We start from the raw sequence: 17,447 nt of genomic DNA, 5'->3' as shown, positions 1-17,447 counted from the left end.
GGAAGGCGGGGCTGTCCAAATCCATAGCGTCGATTTTATTTGGCATCGGTATGCAGCGGCGCACTGCTGTTGCGAATCATTAGCTCGGTCGGAATGATGACCTTGCGCCCCACCTCGTTTGCACCATTGCGTACTGTATGCAGCAAGAGCTGAACGCCCGTTTCTCCCATCAGTTCGGTATGCGTTTTGACTGTTGACAAAGATGGGGTCAAATATTCCGCTGTCGGAATATCATTGAAGCCAACAATTGAGATACGTTCCGGCACCGCAAGCTGATGCTGCTCCAGTGCCTTCAACACCCCAATAGCCACCGAATCGCTCGCGACAAAGAAGGCTGTAGGCAGGTTTTCTGGTCCTGCCAGAATAGCCGCTTCCATCGCACGGAAGCCGTCTGCCGCTGTTCCTCCGCACACATGAATATCATCCGACGTGCATAGCCTATGCTGTTCCTGATACCGCAAAAACGTCTCATAGCGGGCATCTAGCTCGACTTGTTCGGAATCATGGGACTGCTCATCCTTACCCATACCTACATATCCGATGTGACGATGGCCCGCGCCCATCAAATAATCCAGTGCATCAGCCGCAGCGTGAGCAAGGTCAATGACCACATAGTCTGCCCCTGTACGCTCTACCGGATGATCCAGAAAGACGCAAGGAATGGGCAGTTCCAGCATACGTTTTACCTCTTCGCTGCTAAAATGCCCCAGCACGATTAGTCCATGTAGCCCTTCGGATAATGCCTTCAGTGTAGTTAGGTCCTCTCTTCTGAAAATACGCTCCAGCTGCGCCCCGCTTTGGCGGCACTCTTTTTCCACGCCAAACCGGATAGATAGATAATAAGGGTCTTCCAGTTCCTCGTACGCACTAAACCAGTGTACCATACCTAACCGGATGGGTCCCTCTGCCTTCTTGCGGGGCTGACGACCAATACCGCCATTTTTACGTTTAACCGTCGTATATTTCATGCGCTCGGCAACCTCAAAAATTTTACGCCGCGTTTCCTCTGATACAGACAATGTTTCATCATAATTCAGCACTCGGGAGACCGTGGATATCGAAACCTCTGCCTCCTGGGCGATATCTTTTAACGTAGGCATTGCAGACTCCTTTAATCGTTTTACTCTATTTTTTACTTTTATTTTACTATTATCTTACTCGTCTCCCCTGTGCAACACAACCCGTCATTCCTAAAAGGGTCAACCATTTTTTTCATATTATAAGCCTAATCATGATAAAATACGTACCATAATAGAAATGACACTAAGGAGGATACACACATGAAACAGGAACTGATTGACCGCCTGACTACATACGTTCAGGTAGATACCCAATCTGATGAAAGCAGCCACACTTGCCCCACTACACCCGGACAGCTCACATTGGGCAACCTCTTGGTGGGCGAATTGAAAGCCATTGGTATGACAGACGTAACTATTGATGATAATGGTTATGTGATGGCGACCCTTCCTTCCAATACGGATAAAGAGGTTCCCGTCATCGGTTTTCTCGCTCACCTCGATACGGCTACCGAACTGACTGGCGCAGGGGTAAAGCCGCAATTGACGGAGAACTATGATGGGGGCGATATCACGCTGAATGCTTCGCTTGGTGTGGTTCTTTCTCCACGTGAGTTTCCCGAACTAACTCAATATAAAGGCCACACCCTGATCACAACAGATGGTACCACCCTGCTCGGTGCAGACAACAAAGCCGGGATCGCAGAAATCATGACAGCTATCCACTACCTGATTGACCATCCAGAAATTCAACATGGCAAAATTCGCGTTGCCTTTACACCGGACGAAGAGATTGGAAGAGGGCCGGAACGCTTTGATGTAGCCGCTTTTGGCGCCGAATATGCCTATACGGTAGACGGCGGACCGCTCGGAGAACTGGAGTATGAGAGCTTTAACGCCGCAGCCGCCCATATTACCATTCACGGTGTGAACGTGCATCCCGGTACGGCTAAAAACAAAATGATCCACGCTGCCAAAATCGCTATGGAGCTGCACAGTCGGTTACCTGCAAACGAAGCCCCAGAATATACAGACGGATATGATGGCTTCTATCATCTCTTGGAGTCTACAGGCACGGCAGAACAAGCTAAGCTATACTATATTATCCGTGATTTTGACCGCGAGAGCTTTGAAAACCGGAAAGCTTATTTAACAAATGTAGTCAAAGAGCTGCAGGCCGCATATGGAGAAAACCGTATTGCGCTGGAATTGAGAGATCAGTATTACAACATGAAAGAGAAAATAGAGCCAGTCAAGCATATCGTCGATGTCGCTTATGAAGCAATGACAAAGCTGAATATCGAACCCATTATTAAGCCGATTCGTGGCGGTACAGACGGTTCACAGCTATCCTACATGGGACTGCCTACCCCGAATATTTTTACAGGTGGGGAGAACTACCACGGTAAGTTTGAATACGTGTCGGTGGACAACATGGTACTTGCTACCAAGGTTATTGTGGAAATCGCACAACTGTTCGAGCAACGCGGTAAGTGAACTACCTATACACAGCACTGACACGTTAAGGTTAAATAGAAGGCATATCGTTCCGTAATGGAAACGGTATGCCTTTTTTTTCTGAAGCTTTCATTTCCCTTTAAATTTTCAATATCTTTATAACTTTTATCCGTCTTTAGACCGACAACTATATACGAGACTATAAAAAATATACCTAGTAAAGAAAGGTAGGTTATCTATTTGAATACAATAGATGCATTAATTGCAGCCATTCCCTACATACAACAGATTATGCGTGAGAAAGTAACTCTTGCTCTCTTCGACCGCACTCATGTCCTTATGTATACCCAATCGGAGGGTATGGACCTCGGCTTTGAAACGGGCTCGGAGCTGCTCGAAGACTATAAAGATTTTGCCATGCTTAAAAATGGACGTGAGCCCAGCCTGACCCACATCCCTGCTGAAATTCTAGGGCTTCCTCTTGATATGATCAGTATTCCTGTATTTGACGAGAAAGGTGAAGTCATCGCAGCATTTGCGGCCTCTTATAATTTGACTAACAAAAATCAACTGGATCAAATCGTATCCGAGAACCTCTCCATCACTGAGCAGCTCATTGATATGGTACAGCATGTGGCGGCTCATTCCGAGGAGCTTCAGGCAACCAGTGAACAGATTTTGAAAAACACCCAAATCGCCGTACAAAACTCGGGTAAAATCAATCAGGTAGCTGTGTTCATCAAGGAAATTTCTGATCAAACCAACCTGCTTGGATTGAATGCAGCGATCGAGGCCGCGCGTGTCGGAGAAGCAGGTGCAGGCTTTGGTATCGTCGCTCAAGAGGTGCGCAAGCTATCCGTAGAATCCAAAAAGGCGACAGTCGATATTGAAGGAGCCCTTAAGGATGTACAGAACTCCATGCGTCAAATGGAGCAGGAAATTGAGCAAATTGTTTCTTCTTCTCAGGAGCAGGCGACTCTGGTAGGCTCTTTCACTGAAGTGATGGAGCGTATGCAAAAGGCGAGTGAAACGATGCAACATCTGGCCAATGACCTGACTTCGTATGTCGTAAAATAAATCTTGGCATAAAAAAGGGGAGCACACTGATCGCAAAATGCGTAAAAGTGTGCTCCTTTTATGTACAAAAGCCATATCGGGCTTGAAGGTCTAAATCTGAAACTCAAGCAGTATAAGAAAAAACACCATGATTTGAAGGAATCACAGGGTCTAACCCTCCCAAAATATTCCCCAACGGAAGAGCAATACTAAGAAACGCCAAGACCATAGTTACCGAGATTAATGCCTTTTTCATTATGAAGCCCCCTTAATAAAATGGTTTGGTATTGCTCTTGCTGTGATGGTGTTGCCAAATCTCGATAAGTCTCAAACAGAGCAACCAGTGTCCTGAAATCGGCATCCGCTTCTACACTGGCAGAGAATTGCAGAGAATCAAGGACATAATTTAAGGCAACGGAGTACTGCTTCTTCTTGAAATGGTAAATGGCCAATTGGTTGACCAGTTTTAAATAATATACGCGGTTTGCTCTATCTTCATAACCTTCAAATATCTTAATATCATCGGCAAAATCGTTCAGCAGGTCGTCTATATTCCAATTATTCAGGTTAGCTGCTTCGGCAATACCAACCAATCCTGGAAGTAGCTCCTCGTCATTGTCGTGAAGAAATTGAACGTACTCAGGCAAAAGTTCCCTTCTCCCCGAAAGTAATTCAATCGTAAATAAATTGGCCTTGGCGAGGAAACGGAATCTCTCTACTTCTTCGTGACCGCTCTGATCCAGCCCCATAAACCAACCCATTTCGCTATACTTCATAATATAGTTTCTGGCTTCCTCATACTTGCCCATATTCTGATAGTAAATAGATTTCGCCAAATAACTGTAAGCATAATAAAACACTAGCGGGTGTTTGGTGTCCAATGTCTGATACTTGCCGTCTGCAGCATTTCTCAGTTGGGTGTGATACAGGTTTTCAGCCAACGTATGCAGATAGTCTGCTACTTTGTTCGCTTCATCCCAATCATTATGTGTGTAGCTGATTCTAAACAACTCACAAGCTTTATCGAGTTCGTGGCTGTCCGACAACAAATAAATGGCTTCCCTTTGGTTCAGGACCTCTTCCACTAAAACCCGCCTCCCTATCTGAAAATTGCGATTACCCCTTAGCACAGCGGCTACTCTTCAGAGGAGTCATGCTCTTAGCCTCCATCTTTTGCATACCATTATATTACAAATATAGTCAAAACCTAACTTGAAGTCAATTCAATCATCGCTATCTTCTTTTTTTTGCAACCTTACATTGCTGTGTACGGTTATCGGTTATGAATAGTCGACTCCCCTTATAGAAATAATGCTAAAAGAAAACAAAATGTAGGCTCTCTCATGGATGGTTTTTATGATGCTATAGTATCGTGGGGGTAACTACGTTACGAATTAGTGCGTACTTTTCAAGCGGGTAGCTGGGCCTTACAATCAAACCTGTGCATGAAACTAAAGTATAGATTGGTACTCAACAGAGCATGTACCTGTTCATCAAAATATAAATTCACTTAAGGAGTGAAGTTAATAACATGGAACTTCAATTGGCTTTAGACTTAGTAGATATCCCGCAAGGGATTGCATTGGTAAAAGAAGTAGAGTCGTATATTGATATCGTAGAAATCGGTACGCCGATTGTCATCAATGAAGGACTTCATGCGGTAAAAGCAATGAAAGAAGCATTCCCGAATCTGAAAGTGCTGGCTGACCTGAAGGTTATGGATGCAGGGGGCTATGAAGTGCTAAAAGCTTCCGAGGCTGGGGCAGATATCGTTACGATTTTGGCTGTAGCTGAAGATGCAACAATCAAAGGCGCAGTAGAAGAAGCGAAAAAACAAGGTGGCAAAAAAATCTTGGTGGATATGATCGGTGTTAAAAACCTGGAGCAACGTGCGAAAGAAATCGACGCTCTGGGCGTTGACTACATCTGTGTGCATACAGGCTACGATCTGCAAGCTGAAGGACAAAGCCCGTTCGAAGCACTGCAAACCGTCAAAAAAGTCGTGAAAAACTCCAAAACTGCTGTGGCTGGCGGTATTAAGCTGAGTACATTGGCTGAAGTCGTAAAGGCTCAACCGGATCTGGTTATCGTCGGCGGTGGTATCACTGGCGAGGACGACAAAAAGGCTGTAGCTTCCCAAATGCAACAGCTCATCAAACAAGGTTAACCCCAATGGAAACCTCTCAATATTTATCTGAGGTACTCAAGGAGCTACAATTGGTTCCACAATTGATCAGTGATACGGAATCGGAACAGCTGATCCATTCCATCGCCGTTGCCAATAAGGTATTCGTGGCAGGTGCGGGCCGCTCAGGGTTCATGATTCGCTCGCTGGCAATGCGGCTGATGCATATGGGAATTCAAGCTTACGTAGTCGGGGAAACCGTAACTCCCGGTTTGGGCGAGGGCGACCTGCTCATTATCGGTTCAGGCTCTGGTGAAACCAAAAGCCTGATCTCCATGGCAGAAAAAGCAAAGAAACTCGGAGCCTCTCTGGCGCTACTAACCACTTCTCCCGGTTCCACCATTGGCAAACTGGCCGATATCATCGTCAAGCTGCCTGGTGCGGCCAAGGACCGGTCCAACAAGGACTACCAGACGATCCAGCCCATGGGCTCATTGTTTGAGCAAACCCTGCTGTTGTACGGTGACGCATTGGTACTCAGAACGATGGATCTGCGCAAGCTGACCTCCAAATCTATGTTTGGTCAACACGCCAATTTGGAATAAAAGTGCACTCCTTTACGATAGCAAAGCAGGCTGTTCTTTACATGTCACATGTGAAGAACAGCCTGCTTTTATGCTTGTATAAGGCGACGTTCGATACAGCATAGAATAAGGCAAAACAAGCCCGGCATGTATTCAAACCATTTATTCGTTGTTCCCTGCTGGCAACGACGGGACTTTGGACGGATCAGCAAGTGCCCAATAGGCATATTTGGCCTTTAACCGTTCGTCGAATAGTAGCGGTTTATCCAACCGGGCTATCGGAAACGTGCTGAGCCACGTATTTCCATCATCCGTACCCCAAATCGTCACATTGCTGATATGTTCCTGCTGTCTTGAAAACATATCGAACAGCGCCCGATAGCGGTGAGCCTGCCGGATGAGCATAGATTCTGGAATCGTTTCATAGCGATCTGTGTCATTGGAATAAAGACCCATATCCAGCTCGGTAATTTGATTATCCAGACCAAGCGAAGCAAACTTCTCTATGGACTGCTCAATCTCGCTAATAGCGGGAAACTCCAGGCGGATATGCGATTGGTGACCTACCCCGTCAATCGGTACACCTTTAGCGAGCAGATCACGTACCAAATTGTACAGAAAATCCCGTTTCTTCGGCTCATGCGTGTTGTAATCGTTAATGAATAGCCGTGCGTTCGGACCCGTCGCTTCCCTCGTGACACGGAATGCTTTTTCAATATAATCAGTACCGGTAATCTGATACCATTTGCTGCGGCGCATGCCGTCCGGTTGATCGGGATCAATGACCTCATTCACCACATCCCAATCGGTGATGACATTTTTATATCGGGCTGCAACAGCGCGTATATGCGTCTCCAGCCGATCCAGCAAAAGCTTTTTATTCTCAACAGTCGGCGTCATCGGCTGTCCATTCTTATCCTTGAACATCCAATCCCCAGTTTGGTTATGCCACACCAAAGTATGGAAGCGAATTTCCAGTCCATGCTGTCTAGCAAACTGCACAATTTGGTCTGCTTCCTCCCAATGGAACTGTCCCTCGGACGGTTGTAAGGAGATCGGCTTCATCGCATTCCCTGCAACGACGCTGTTAAAATGCTTCTGTACCAACTCTCCGTAAGCCCCTTCGGTCTGGAAAGCTTCAATCGCCGTGCCAATGCTAAACTGTCCCCCATATAATCCATGCAAAGAAGGAATGTCCTTTTCAATAGCCAGCGGTGGTACAAGTGACAGCTCGAAATCATCCATATAAAAGGAAGACGTTCCTTCTGCCGTTTCCAAATACATAGAAACAGTGTCTGCATCATGCGCGAGCGTATACATACCAGACAAATGCATCCATCCCTCTGTCGTAGTAGCCGTGTCGCCTACAACAGTTTCATACGCACTATCCCCTTGATGATCACGCTGTACGCTGAGCCTCACCTTGGCAGGCTGCTCACCCGGCGCCAGCTTCACCCAGGCACTGACCGTATATCGGCTGCCCTTTTGCATCGTAGCAGTCACATCCAGCTTGGGTCCGGCATATGTCTTTTGTCTGCCTGTTGTCAGCAGACTGTATGAGCCGCTTCGTGCATCGGCGTCCGAAACCTGCACGGTCTCGACTCCCATACGGGACACCCATCCTTGAGCCGTACCATCTTCAAACCCGGATACGATACCATTGCCCGGCTCCGTTGGCGTCTTCGGTACCTGTGTTATTTCTATCTCATCCACATAGTAGGCCTGCGCGGGATTCGAGCTTTCCACATACAGCTTCAATGCATCCATCCCCCCGGTAAAAGTATATTTCCCCTGAAGTTTGATCCACGATGTATCCGCCGTCTCCGTCTGCGCTACCGTCTTCCATGTCGTAGTCCCGCCTGTGGGCTGCTGCTCCACTGTAAGTTTAACCATGCTCGGAACCGCAGAATGACCATCCAGCTTCACATAGCCACTAATTTCATACTCCACATCCGGCTGCAACAGCGACTTCACATCCAGCTCCGCCCCGTTCCAAGCCGCTGTACGAGCGGTTGCCTTCAGACTGTGCGTGCCGCCATATGCTGCTTCCGTGACGGATGCAATTTGGGTATAAGTTCCTCGCGGCTTCCAGCCGTCGCTGTTTCCTTGCTCAAATCCATACGTTCCAATGGTCTTATGGATACTACCCGCCGATAGCACCATATCCGAAACGGACGGGGAATGTTCTATAGACGGAGTTGCCTTCGCCACAGACGCTCCCCACCAACCGACAGGCGATAACAACAGCGCTCCAGCCAGTACCAGACAAAAAGGCTTAACCCAACATGACCGCAAAGCAATCCCTCCCGTACTCCAATTTTTTGGAATTGGTATTTGGCACCATTGGTTTTCATTTACTATCCTTTGACACCGCCCAAGGTCATACCCTTCACAAAGTATTTTTGCAAAAAGGGATAAACTAAAATAATAGGCACTGAAGCGACAATCGTCATCGTGGCCCGAATCGAGGTAGGCGTGACCGACTTCGCCAGATTTTCCGAACCAGCGAATTGGCTCGCATAGTCCTGAGTGTTAACAGACGTGTTGGAATTTTGCAGTATTTTCATCAGCTCATATTGAAGAGTGCTCCATTGCTCATATGATGAATTGTACAAAAACACATCGAACCAGGAATTCCATTGTGCCACCGCTGTAAACAGCGACACCGTCGCCAGTACGGGAACACACAGCGGCAAAACGATGCGCATAAAAGTGGCAAACTCCCCAGCCCCGTCAATACGCGCCGACTCCAAAATCCCTTCCGGCAATCCCTCAATAAAGGAGCGAATGACAATCACATTAAACACCCCAATCAATCCCGGCACGACATACACCCAGAAAGTCCCCAGCATCCCAAGCTCACGAATCAGGAGAAAGTTCGGAATCAATCCACCGCTAAAATACATCGTTAAAATAAAAGCAATTGAAACAAATTTGCGCAGCACATATTCCGGCCGGCTGATCGTGTACGCCACCATCGCGCAGCAAAACACCGAAGTCACTGTACCCACAACTGTACGTAATACAGAAATCAGCGTAGCATGGAAAATCGTCGCTTCCTTGAACACAAATTCATAATTACTCCACGTAAATTCACGCGGCCACAAATAGATCCCGCCCCGAATCGAATCATTCGCTTCATTTAACGAAACCGCCAGCGTATTTAAAAACGGATACAGCGTGAACACCATCAGGCAGAGCATAAACACGATATTGCACGCATCAAAAATTCGATCCGAGGGCGCCCGAAATCGCCCGTGTACGGCCTTCCCTTTGCCCATGACTTTCCGCTCCTTTCAAAAAAATAGTTTAGGCATTTGGATCCCGCACCCTAATTCAACTAATTGTTATTGGAGCTTGTTGGTGCTGTTACTTGGAACTGTTATTTTGAGTGGTTATATTAGTGGCAATTGGAGTTAACCTTGGTGGAATATTATTGGTACTATAAGAAGTCATGTTTTAGTTCGTTTGATAAGGTTTTGATGAGGTCAGCGAAGCGGCCTGCTAAAAATCCACTGACTTGCACCTGTAGTATGCATGAGCATGCGCCTTCTGTTACCACCACCACTAGTACAATCCTAAAAACAAGCGATAGCGAAGCTGAGCCAGCCATGATGGCACATTTACCCAAGGAAGCGCGAGTCACGCGCCTTCCTTAAACTCTCCCCTTGCCACTACCCTCAGTTCTCAAAAAAAGTGACTTTACGGCGGGTAGCAGCGGAGCGGGCGGAATTGTTCTGAAGAAGCGGAGCGTTCGCCTTTATCCCCGGATTTTAACCTATGATCTTTATTCCAATAAGAAAATACGGGGATAACAGCGATCGGAAGAACAATCCGCACGCGAAGCGGCCGTCCCCCACCATAACTCACTCTTCTTTCAGAACAATCTCTCCTCCCCTAACCGCTTCGCAATATGATTGGCGCTAAACAGTAAGATGAAGCTGACCACCGTTTTGAACATCCCAGCAGCAATGGAAAGCGAGAAATTACCCATCTGAATACCATATTTCAGCACGAAAATATCCAGATTCTCCGAGTAATCCACGTTCATGCCGTTGCCCAGTAAGTATTGCGGCTCAAAGCCAGATTCCAGTAAATTGCCAATGTTCATAATGAGCAGGATGATAAATACAGGCTTCAATCCCGGTAATGTCACATGCCAAATCCGCTGAAAACGCCCTGCTCCGTCCATCTCGGCTGCCTCATACTGCGAGGGATCAATCATCGTCATCGCGGCCAAATAAATGATGGTGTTCCAGCCGACATTTTTCCATACCTCCGATGCACCGAGAATGCCCCAAAAATAGCTCCCCTCGCCCAGCCACAGAATAGGCTCCTTAATCAACCCCAGCCACATCAGCACCTCATTGATGATGCCGCCATCCGCAGACAGCGCCGTACTGATGATGCTAGCCGCGACCACCCACGAAATAAAATGTGGCAGATAGCTGACCGTCTGCACGACCCGCTTGAACATGATCTGACGAAGCTCATTCAGCAAAATCGCTAATGTTATAGCGGTGACAAAGCCCAGCACCAGATTAATAAAGCTCATCGCCAGCGTATTGCGCATGACCCGCAGAAAGTGTTCATCCTGAAATAGAAAATGGAAATGTTTTAATCCGACCCATTGCTGATCAAGCAACTTGCGGGCAGGCTTAAAATCCTGAAAGGCAATCGTCCAGCCCCAGATGGGCAAATACTTGAAGATGAACAGCCAGATTAAAAAAGGGACGGACATCCATACCAGTGCCCGTTGCTGATTCAGCTTGTGCATAAATCCCCTAAAGCCGGTTCGCCGCGAGGGCGGCAAATGATCCGAGGAGATCGTGACAGGTGGTGGTGACGAGTGGCCCATAGCTGCTTCCTCCTTTATTTTTTACCGGGATTTTCGATTTTTTTGGCAACCTCCTTCGTGATCAGCTCCTCATACGCCTTTACATCCAGCTTGTTGAATTCAGTGGTGTATTCATTCCAAATCGCATCAAACTGCTCCGGTGCAGACAGCACCAAACGCGGGAAATATTTGCGCTGTAGGTCCCCCTTCTTTTGTTGGAAGAGCTGCGCAGTTGAGCCTTGAGCAATCGGAATACTCCAGGCCGGATACCATGGGCGCTCGTCAGGTGCGGAAAACATTTGCGAGAAGGACTCTACACCATAGACTTTTAGTAGCTTTTTATCTCCCTCGGTGTAGGACATACGCGCAACCTCAGGCTGCCGTCCGGGGCCAACCGAGTTGCCGTCAGGCAGGGTAGAACCGCTACCGTATCGCGGCCAACTGTATTCAAAATATTTGAACCCAAATGATTCGCGGAACGCGTCCTGACCAGTCTGCTTAATTTGCTCCTCAGTCCGGTAAAAGCGTCCTTTTTTATCTACATCATAGGTTTCTCCCTTGATTCCCCAGTTGGATAATATCTGGTTTTCGTCGGTCAGCAGGTTGTCAAAAAATTTGATGATACGCACCGGGTCCTTGGCACTGACCGTAATTCCTATGCCTCGGTTATTAACGAATGACGAAGGATCAATGTACTGATCCTTTATATTCTGGTCGTATACAACAGGCAGCCCTACATACTCCATATCATCATTGCCCGATTGCTTGGAAGCCTCTTGCAGATTATTCAGGGCCTGCCCCGCCTGCCAGCGGTAGTCGAAAAAGCCCAGCACCTTACCCGAGGTCAGCTTCGCCAAATATTGATCGTAATTGTCCACAAAGGACGATTTATCAAATAGGCCCTCTACATTGAGCTGATTTAGCTCTTTCAGATACCGCTTTGTGATTTCCATATCTCCATAATCCGTGGCCCGGTGTGTTTTCATATCAATAATCGTGCCGCCATCATTCGGATAGCCTGCCAGATGCATCGGCGCGTTCGTAAGAGCATAAAACCTATCCTGCGTGGTTAACGCCAGGTACCCAGTCAAGCCCTCATCTGCATGCTTTTTCGCATAGTTACGAATCAGAGCTAAATACTCGTCAAGTGTTTTGATTTTTGGATATCCCGCTTCTTTTAATACCCTGCGTTGCACCCAAAAGGCTCCTTGCTCTAAGTTAGGCGCAGGTAAATAATCGCCTACCACCGCACTTAGCGGCAGAAAGTAAATGTTCCCATCCTCCGCCTTCATCAAGTTGTAGTACGGTCCATATACACGCTTAATATTCGGTCCATATTTGTCGATCAAATCATTCAGGGGAATAAAAGCCCCGGCATCCAGCAGCTTATCGATCGTGCCATCCGGTACTATCACATCCGGATAATCGTTACTGGCAATAAATGTACCGATCTTCGTATTGGAATCACCCACCAAATGCTCCAGCTTCCAGTTTACCCCCGTCTGATCCTCCAGGATTTTGCCGATCCGTGTTTCATTGGTATTAGTGTCCCTCCCCGCAGTGGCATTAAAATACGTGAATGTGACCTTCTCCTTGCTATCTCCTGACGCCGGCTCCTTGCCCGAGCTCCCTGAGCAAGCAGCGATCATAGACGCCATCATAACCATTACCAGAGTGATGATTCCGAACCTTTTGCTTGTCATGCCAGACCCTCCCCTTTCGCCCTCTTTTGTCGATTGTGTGTGAATATCGTGCGCACGTACCTCAAGCATTGGGAATCCCGCACACCCTAAATTGTAAGCACTTTCATTTTATAAAATGCTGTTCATTTCGTTCACCTGTCAATCTAAAGGTGTTACTTAGAAAACTATAGGTAAAGGTCCTTCAACGCAAAATAGGTACTGCTCTCCACCTCACTCCCGATCCGCAGGAATCCTAATTCGTATCTCCGTACCCTCGCCGGGTGCACTGCGAATGGCAAGCTCAAAGCGACTCCCGTAGTAAAGTTTAAGACGATAGATGACATTTTGTAGACCTATACGCTCACCCATTTCTTCCTGCCTTTGCATGTAACCATATAAGCGTTGTACCTGCTCCACAGACATGCCCACCCCATCATCCCGAACCGTTAGAATCAGTTGTCCTTCCTCATGCTCAAAATGAATCTCAATGCGTCCCCCATGCTTTAGCGGCTCAATGCCGTGGATACTTGCATTTTCAACCAGTGTCAGCGCGACCATTTTGGGAAGCAGATTGTCCAAATCTTCAGAGCGCGCCTGCACTTCGTACTGTATTCGCTCACCAAAGCGATATTGCTGGATTTCCAGAAAACAACGGATCAGCTCCAGCTCCTCCCGCAAAGTAACCCGATCCTTGTTCCACACCAGCGAATTGCGGAAAATCCGTGCCATGTTATGAATAATGCGCGCCGTCTCATCCTCATGCTTCATCAGGCTCCGCATGCGAATCGTCTCCAGTGCATTGAACAGAAAATGTGGGTTGATCTGGCTGTGAAGTGCATTCAACTGGGCATGTCTGCGCTGAATTTCCAGATTTTTTCGCTGTATATCGGCCATATAGACATCGTTAATCAGTCGTTTTATTTTCAGCGTCATCCGATTAAACTCACCTGTTAATTGCCCGATCTCATCTCGCGACTCTATACCGCGAATCAGCTCAAAATGCTGGTTTTTCACCTTTTTCATGTGCTTTAAAATACGATGAATCCTCACGTTCAACGAACGTGTAATCCAAATAATGATTAATGTAGGCAGCAGCATATTTACACAGGTTAACAAGAGCACAAAATTGCGGGATTCCTGCATTTCATACAGCACTGCATCTCTCGATACCGCAGCCACAATGCTCCAGCCATTCAGATTGCTCGTAAGCACATAATTCGTCTTGAACTCCATCGTGTCCTCGGGCAGCTTGAGAGTGTTATAGGCCACACTTTTGTGGTTTATATCCACTTTGGGGTCCGTTGTATATTCGATTCCCCCTCGTTCGTTCAGCAGAAAGAGACTTCCCTGCAAATTCAGGTTATTGAAAATCTCCCGAATGGACGACATTCGCAGTTCTATTTTCAGTATTTTTTCACGACCATTTTGGGAATAAAAGTAGTTCATCCGCCGAATCAGGCTAAAAGGGTACATCTGTTCACCTGTGCTGTCATCGGTACGTACAAATATAGGCTTGGACTGGCGTCCAGGCGAGATTTTGGTATACCAGGGAAAACTTCTGACTCCCTCATCTATAAAGCTGATTCCCCCGGAATTCAGCAACGTTGAATTATTGGTGTAGATCGTAATTCCACCTACGGAATGGTATGCAGGACTGTAAGTGTTGTTCAAGATATGACGTAAATAAGAGTCATAAGCGGCGATATAGTCAGCAGGGTGGGGATATGTTTCTTCCAATACCTCATTGAGCTGATGATCCGTATAAAAGATAGACGAGATTTCCATCGCATCTTCAAATTCACGGTAAAATTCAATTTTAATCTGTTCCAGTGCGCGCGAAATATCCTGCATACGCTGTTCCTTCACGTTTTGCGAGGTGACATGGTAAAAAATCAGATTGGTCAGCACTACAGGCGTAAAAACACAGAGAAAATAAAGCAGCAGCATTTTATCTCGCAGTCGTACATGATTAAGAGTCATTCTCAGCATCTTCATTCGCCGGCCCTCTCTGACTCGTTGCCAACAATCAGGCTGTTGCGGTATTCGCTTGGTGTGGCATGCGCCATCTTTTCAAACTGGGTAACAAAATAGTCTGAACTGCCGAAGCCCACGCGCTCAGCAATTTCATAAATTCGCAGATCCGTCTGCCGCAACAAGCGTTTCGCCTCCTGAACGCGCAATTTCAGCAGAAATTCGTTAAAGTACACACCATACGTTTTTCTGAACAATTGACCGAGGTATACCGGGTTCATGTAAAAGCGAGCCGCAATACTTTTCAGGCTTATATTCTCGGCGGCATGCTGCTCAATGTAAGCACGGATGTGCTGGATGCCTCCCTGCTGACAATCCTTGCGCAGAACCCCAATATACCTTCCACTTTCCTCGGCAAAAGCTGTAAACAATCGCTGTATTTCACCCAGGGACAGGTTCATGTCCTGCCAGTTCATCATCGGTTCTAGTGACTGAAGTGAGCGCTCATCTCCCTGCATGTTTTGAATGACCCGAACGATACTAAGTACGCACTGATGCAGACTCATTTTCATAGCCTCAGGAGCATAACACTCCTCCCGAAAGCTGCTAAATACATAATCCACGGCCACACGCAGCTCATCCAACCGCAGTTCCTCAACTTGTTCCGTCAAGCGATCCAGTACGTCCTGAGGGAGGGTCTTATAGTGAAGTGGTGGCATTTCCTTCTGTAGATATACAACAATACCGCCATGGTCATAAATGTATTTATGGAGCACTGCCTCCTTCGCACAGGCATAGGACTGCTGGATATCCTGCAACCGATTCACAGGCTTTCCTGCATAGATGAAAACTCGACTTCCCAGCTGATCTTTTAGTGTCTTCATCCCCTCTATCTCGCGTTGTAGCGCTTTCATAAAAACTTCGACCTTGCCTTCAAAACACTCCAAAAGGAAGTCCGGTACGATAAGACCAATCCGGTTACGATGCTCATGAACATAGAGAGGGTACTTGCCATCCATTAACCGATGAAGCGCTTGCTCTATAAGCTCCCTGAATTGGAAAAGCGATAGCATGATATTATTGTCACTGGAGCGCCAGGGATGTTGGTCATTCAGCTCGACGAGTACATAGTACATATAAGTGGCTTCCCCAAGCCGTAGCTGCTGCTCCCACTGTGTCACCACTACATCATCCACTGGGTTCATCATCACAGTCTCTAACAGCCCACCTGCATGGTGATTCTGATATCGTTGCGCACTCTGCTGTTCACGATGCAGTCTTTCACTCAGCTTGCGCAATGTAGCCGAAAAGTCACCCTCATCAATCGGCTTAAGCATAAAATCATGAACCCCATAGCGGATTGCCTGCTGCGCATAAGCAAAATCACTATAGCCGCTTAAGATAATAAACGCGGGATGTTCTGTACTCTGTTCGAGCACAGACCGAATCAGCTCTAATCCGTCCAGCACAGGCATACGAATATCGGTAATGACCAGGTCCGGGTGAATACGGCTGATTAGCTCCAGCGCATCCTCACCGTTATCAGCTTCTCCTACGACTTCAAAACCACAGGCTTGCCAATCCATGAGTTGAAGCAGCCCTTTACGAGTAAAGGTTTCATCATCCACCACAATGGCTCGATGCAGCTTCATAACACGCTTCCTCCTTTTGAAGTATGCCTATTTTATTATTTTGATTAACTATTCCAATGATCTCAGTCACTATGGTAATGTAAAACATCAGGAATTGGAAATTTTCGTTACGCGTATTATATGACGAATAGAGGGGTGCAAAGCATGTGCACGCCAGCAGCCAAGCCAAAGCAGCAAATATACAAAAAGGAGACGAATCCCTGAATAGGGGTTCGTCTCCTTTTTTGGTATTGCGTAAAAAGCTTTATTCTCTTATTCGTGAATTCAGGCTATCGCTCAGCGATGATACTGACCGCTTGCAGATGGTCGGCGTACTTTACAAACTGCTTGCGCATACCCATAACCCTTGTCCGGGCAGCATGGTTACGCATAAGGTTAAAGGTAATTTTCCCAAATCTCAACCAGCCCTCGTCCTGAATGATACGTGGCAAATGCAATAAGTGCATGGGAACCGTATAGATTTTAACGACCTTAAAGCCTTCCTCTTTCAGCAGCTGTTCCCACTCTGACACCGTCAACGGTGTCGCATTAACTCTCATGGCTACAGCCAAATCCTTGTAAATTTGTTTTCTGAGCGCAGGCTCAATATGGTTAGAAGCAAGGCACATCTCATGAATAGCATACTTCCCACCTGCTTTCAAAAGCCGCCTGGCTTCCGAAATAATCTGCGCTTTCTTGGCCCTTGTGTGCATCGTCAGCATGGCTTCCCCATATACCACCGTCGCAGAGGCATCCGGCAACGGAACCTGTTCAGCATCGGCAATAATGACTTCCCGATTTGCTCCGCTTGCATACGTTTTTACGATAGAAGCCGCCTTCTCATTCTGTTCAATCGCAATATAACGACGGGGATTAAGCCGCAGTGTGATTTGGGCAGTTATACCCAATCCGGGGGCAAACTCAATAACCTCATCCTGCCCGGTTACGTCAAGTCCCTCTATCATCCAACGTGTCGTTTTTAACCCTCCGGGCCTAAGCACGCGCTTACCGAGACTTGCTAATATCCAGTGCCCTGGCACCTGTTTGTAATCTACTGTCTGCATTGGCTATTAACACCTCTTTT

Annotated in this window: 13 protein-coding genes; 4 read left to right on the top strand and 9 right to left on the bottom strand. The window is 47.0% G+C overall.

All coding sequences use genetic code 11. The annotated features are described in order from the left end of the window. Positions 1–35: 35 nt before the first annotated feature. Positions 36–1,100: a LacI family DNA-binding transcriptional regulator gene (locus tag WA407_RS01365; RefSeq protein WP_336076626.1), complete on the bottom strand. Its 1,065-nt coding sequence runs from the start codon at positions 1,098–1,100 to the stop codon at positions 36–38. Positions 1,101–1,280: 180 nt separating this feature from the next. Between WA407_RS01365 and pepT the strand changes: the two genes are divergently transcribed. Both pepT and WA407_RS01355 read left to right on the top strand, forming a co-directional pair. Next, positions 1,281–2,516: a peptidase T gene (gene pepT, locus WA407_RS01360; RefSeq protein WP_061829481.1), complete on the top strand. Its 1,236-nt coding sequence runs from the start codon at positions 1,281–1,283 to the stop codon at positions 2,514–2,516. A gap of 201 nt (positions 2,517–2,717) precedes the next feature. Continuing rightward, the gene (locus tag WA407_RS01355; RefSeq protein WP_336076625.1) at positions 2,718–3,554 is read left to right on the top strand and encodes a methyl-accepting chemotaxis protein; all 837 of its coding nucleotides are present in this window, start codon (positions 2,718–2,720) and stop codon (positions 3,552–3,554) included. A gap of 188 nt (positions 3,555–3,742) precedes the next feature. On the opposite strand, the gene WA407_RS01350 is transcribed toward WA407_RS01355, so the two are convergent. Continuing rightward, positions 3,743–4,618 carry a DNA-binding protein gene (locus tag WA407_RS01350; protein WP_336076624.1) on the bottom strand — a complete coding sequence of 292 codons (876 nt, stop codon included), beginning with the start codon at positions 4,616–4,618 and terminating at the stop codon, positions 3,743–3,745. Between the two features lie 446 nt (positions 4,619–5,064). On the opposite strand from WA407_RS01350, the gene hxlA reads away from it, so the two are divergent. Then, positions 5,065–5,700 carry a 3-hexulose-6-phosphate synthase gene (gene hxlA / locus WA407_RS01345; protein ID WP_013312540.1) on the top strand — a complete coding sequence of 212 codons (636 nt, stop codon included), beginning with the start codon at positions 5,065–5,067 and terminating at the stop codon, positions 5,698–5,700. Between the two features lie 5 nt (positions 5,701–5,705). Beyond that, entirely contained in the window at positions 5,706–6,263 is a 558-nt protein-coding gene (hxlB, locus tag WA407_RS01340) for a 6-phospho-3-hexuloisomerase (protein ID WP_250260134.1), read from the top strand. A gap of 141 nt (positions 6,264–6,404) precedes the next feature. On the opposite strand, the gene WA407_RS01335 is transcribed toward hxlB, so the two are convergent. The 7 genes from WA407_RS01335 to WA407_RS01305 all read right to left on the bottom strand — a co-directional run bounded on the left by WA407_RS01335 (position 6,405) and on the right by WA407_RS01305 (position 17,427). Further along, positions 6,405–8,537, bottom strand: a complete 2,133-nt coding sequence (locus WA407_RS01335) for an endo-1,4-beta-xylanase (RefSeq protein WP_336076622.1) — start codon at positions 8,535–8,537, stop codon at positions 6,405–6,407. Between the two features lie 62 nt (positions 8,538–8,599). Beyond that, entirely contained in the window at positions 8,600–9,523 is a 924-nt protein-coding gene (locus WA407_RS01330) for a carbohydrate ABC transporter permease (protein ID WP_336076621.1), read from the bottom strand. A gap of 596 nt (positions 9,524–10,119) precedes the next feature. Beyond that, a complete protein-coding gene (locus WA407_RS01325; protein WP_165178022.1) occupies positions 10,120–11,100 on the bottom strand; it encodes an ABC transporter permease in 981 nt (326 codons plus the stop codon). 14 nt (positions 11,101–11,114) lie between these two features. Next, positions 11,115–12,782 carry an ABC transporter substrate-binding protein gene (locus WA407_RS01320; protein ID WP_235306662.1) on the bottom strand — a complete coding sequence of 556 codons (1,668 nt, stop codon included), beginning with the start codon at positions 12,780–12,782 and terminating at the stop codon, positions 11,115–11,117. A 210-nt stretch (positions 12,783–12,992) separates the two neighbouring features. Continuing rightward, complete coding sequence (locus WA407_RS01315; protein WP_336076620.1) at positions 12,993–14,756, bottom strand: sensor histidine kinase; 1,764 nt, start codon at positions 14,754–14,756, stop codon at positions 12,993–12,995. Then, positions 14,753–16,384: a response regulator transcription factor gene (locus tag WA407_RS01310; protein WP_336076619.1), complete on the bottom strand. Its 1,632-nt coding sequence runs from the start codon at positions 16,382–16,384 to the stop codon at positions 14,753–14,755. The genes WA407_RS01315 and WA407_RS01310 overlap by 4 nt, the downstream gene beginning before the upstream one ends. A gap of 269 nt (positions 16,385–16,653) precedes the next feature. Continuing rightward, complete coding sequence (locus WA407_RS01305; RefSeq protein WP_336076618.1) at positions 16,654–17,427, bottom strand: class I SAM-dependent methyltransferase; 774 nt, start codon at positions 17,425–17,427, stop codon at positions 16,654–16,656. Positions 17,428–17,447 lie beyond the last annotated feature (20 nt).

Origin of the sequence: Paenibacillus sp. 203 (assembly GCF_037027525.1) — a bacterium.
Classification (GTDB): Bacteria; Bacillota; Bacilli; order Paenibacillales; family Paenibacillaceae; genus Paenibacillus; species Paenibacillus polymyxa_B.
This window is presented reverse-complemented; position numbering and strand designations above follow the sequence as displayed.

Bases quoted from the DNA above. Each gene is read 5' to 3' on its own strand.
- WA407_RS01365 (WP_336076626.1), bottom strand. From the start codon at position 1,100: ATGCCTACGTTAAAAGATATCGCCCAGGAGGCAGAGGTTTCGATATCC.
- pepT (WP_061829481.1), top strand. From the start codon at position 1,281: ATGAAACAGGAACTGATTGACCGCCTGACTACATACGTTCAGGTAGAT.
- hxlA (WP_013312540.1), top strand. From the start codon at position 5,065: ATGGAACTTCAATTGGCTTTAGACTTAGTAGATATCCCGCAAGGGATT.
- hxlB (WP_250260134.1), top strand. From the start codon at position 5,706: ATGGAAACCTCTCAATATTTATCTGAGGTACTCAAGGAGCTACAATTG.
- WA407_RS01330 (WP_336076621.1), bottom strand. From the start codon at position 9,523: ATGGGCAAAGGGAAGGCCGTACACGGGCGATTTCGGGCGCCCTCGGAT.
- WA407_RS01325 (WP_165178022.1), bottom strand. From the start codon at position 11,100: ATGGGCCACTCGTCACCACCACCTGTCACGATCTCCTCGGATCATTTG.
- WA407_RS01320 (WP_235306662.1), bottom strand. From the start codon at position 12,782: ATGACAAGCAAAAGGTTCGGAATCATCACTCTGGTAATGGTTATGATG.
- WA407_RS01315 (WP_336076620.1), bottom strand. From the start codon at position 14,756: ATGAAGATGCTGAGAATGACTCTTAATCATGTACGACTGCGAGATAAA.
- WA407_RS01310 (WP_336076619.1), bottom strand. From the start codon at position 16,384: ATGAAGCTGCATCGAGCCATTGTGGTGGATGATGAAACCTTTACTCGT.
- WA407_RS01305 (WP_336076618.1), bottom strand. From the start codon at position 17,427: ATGCAGACAGTAGATTACAAACAGGTGCCAGGGCACTGGATATTAGCA.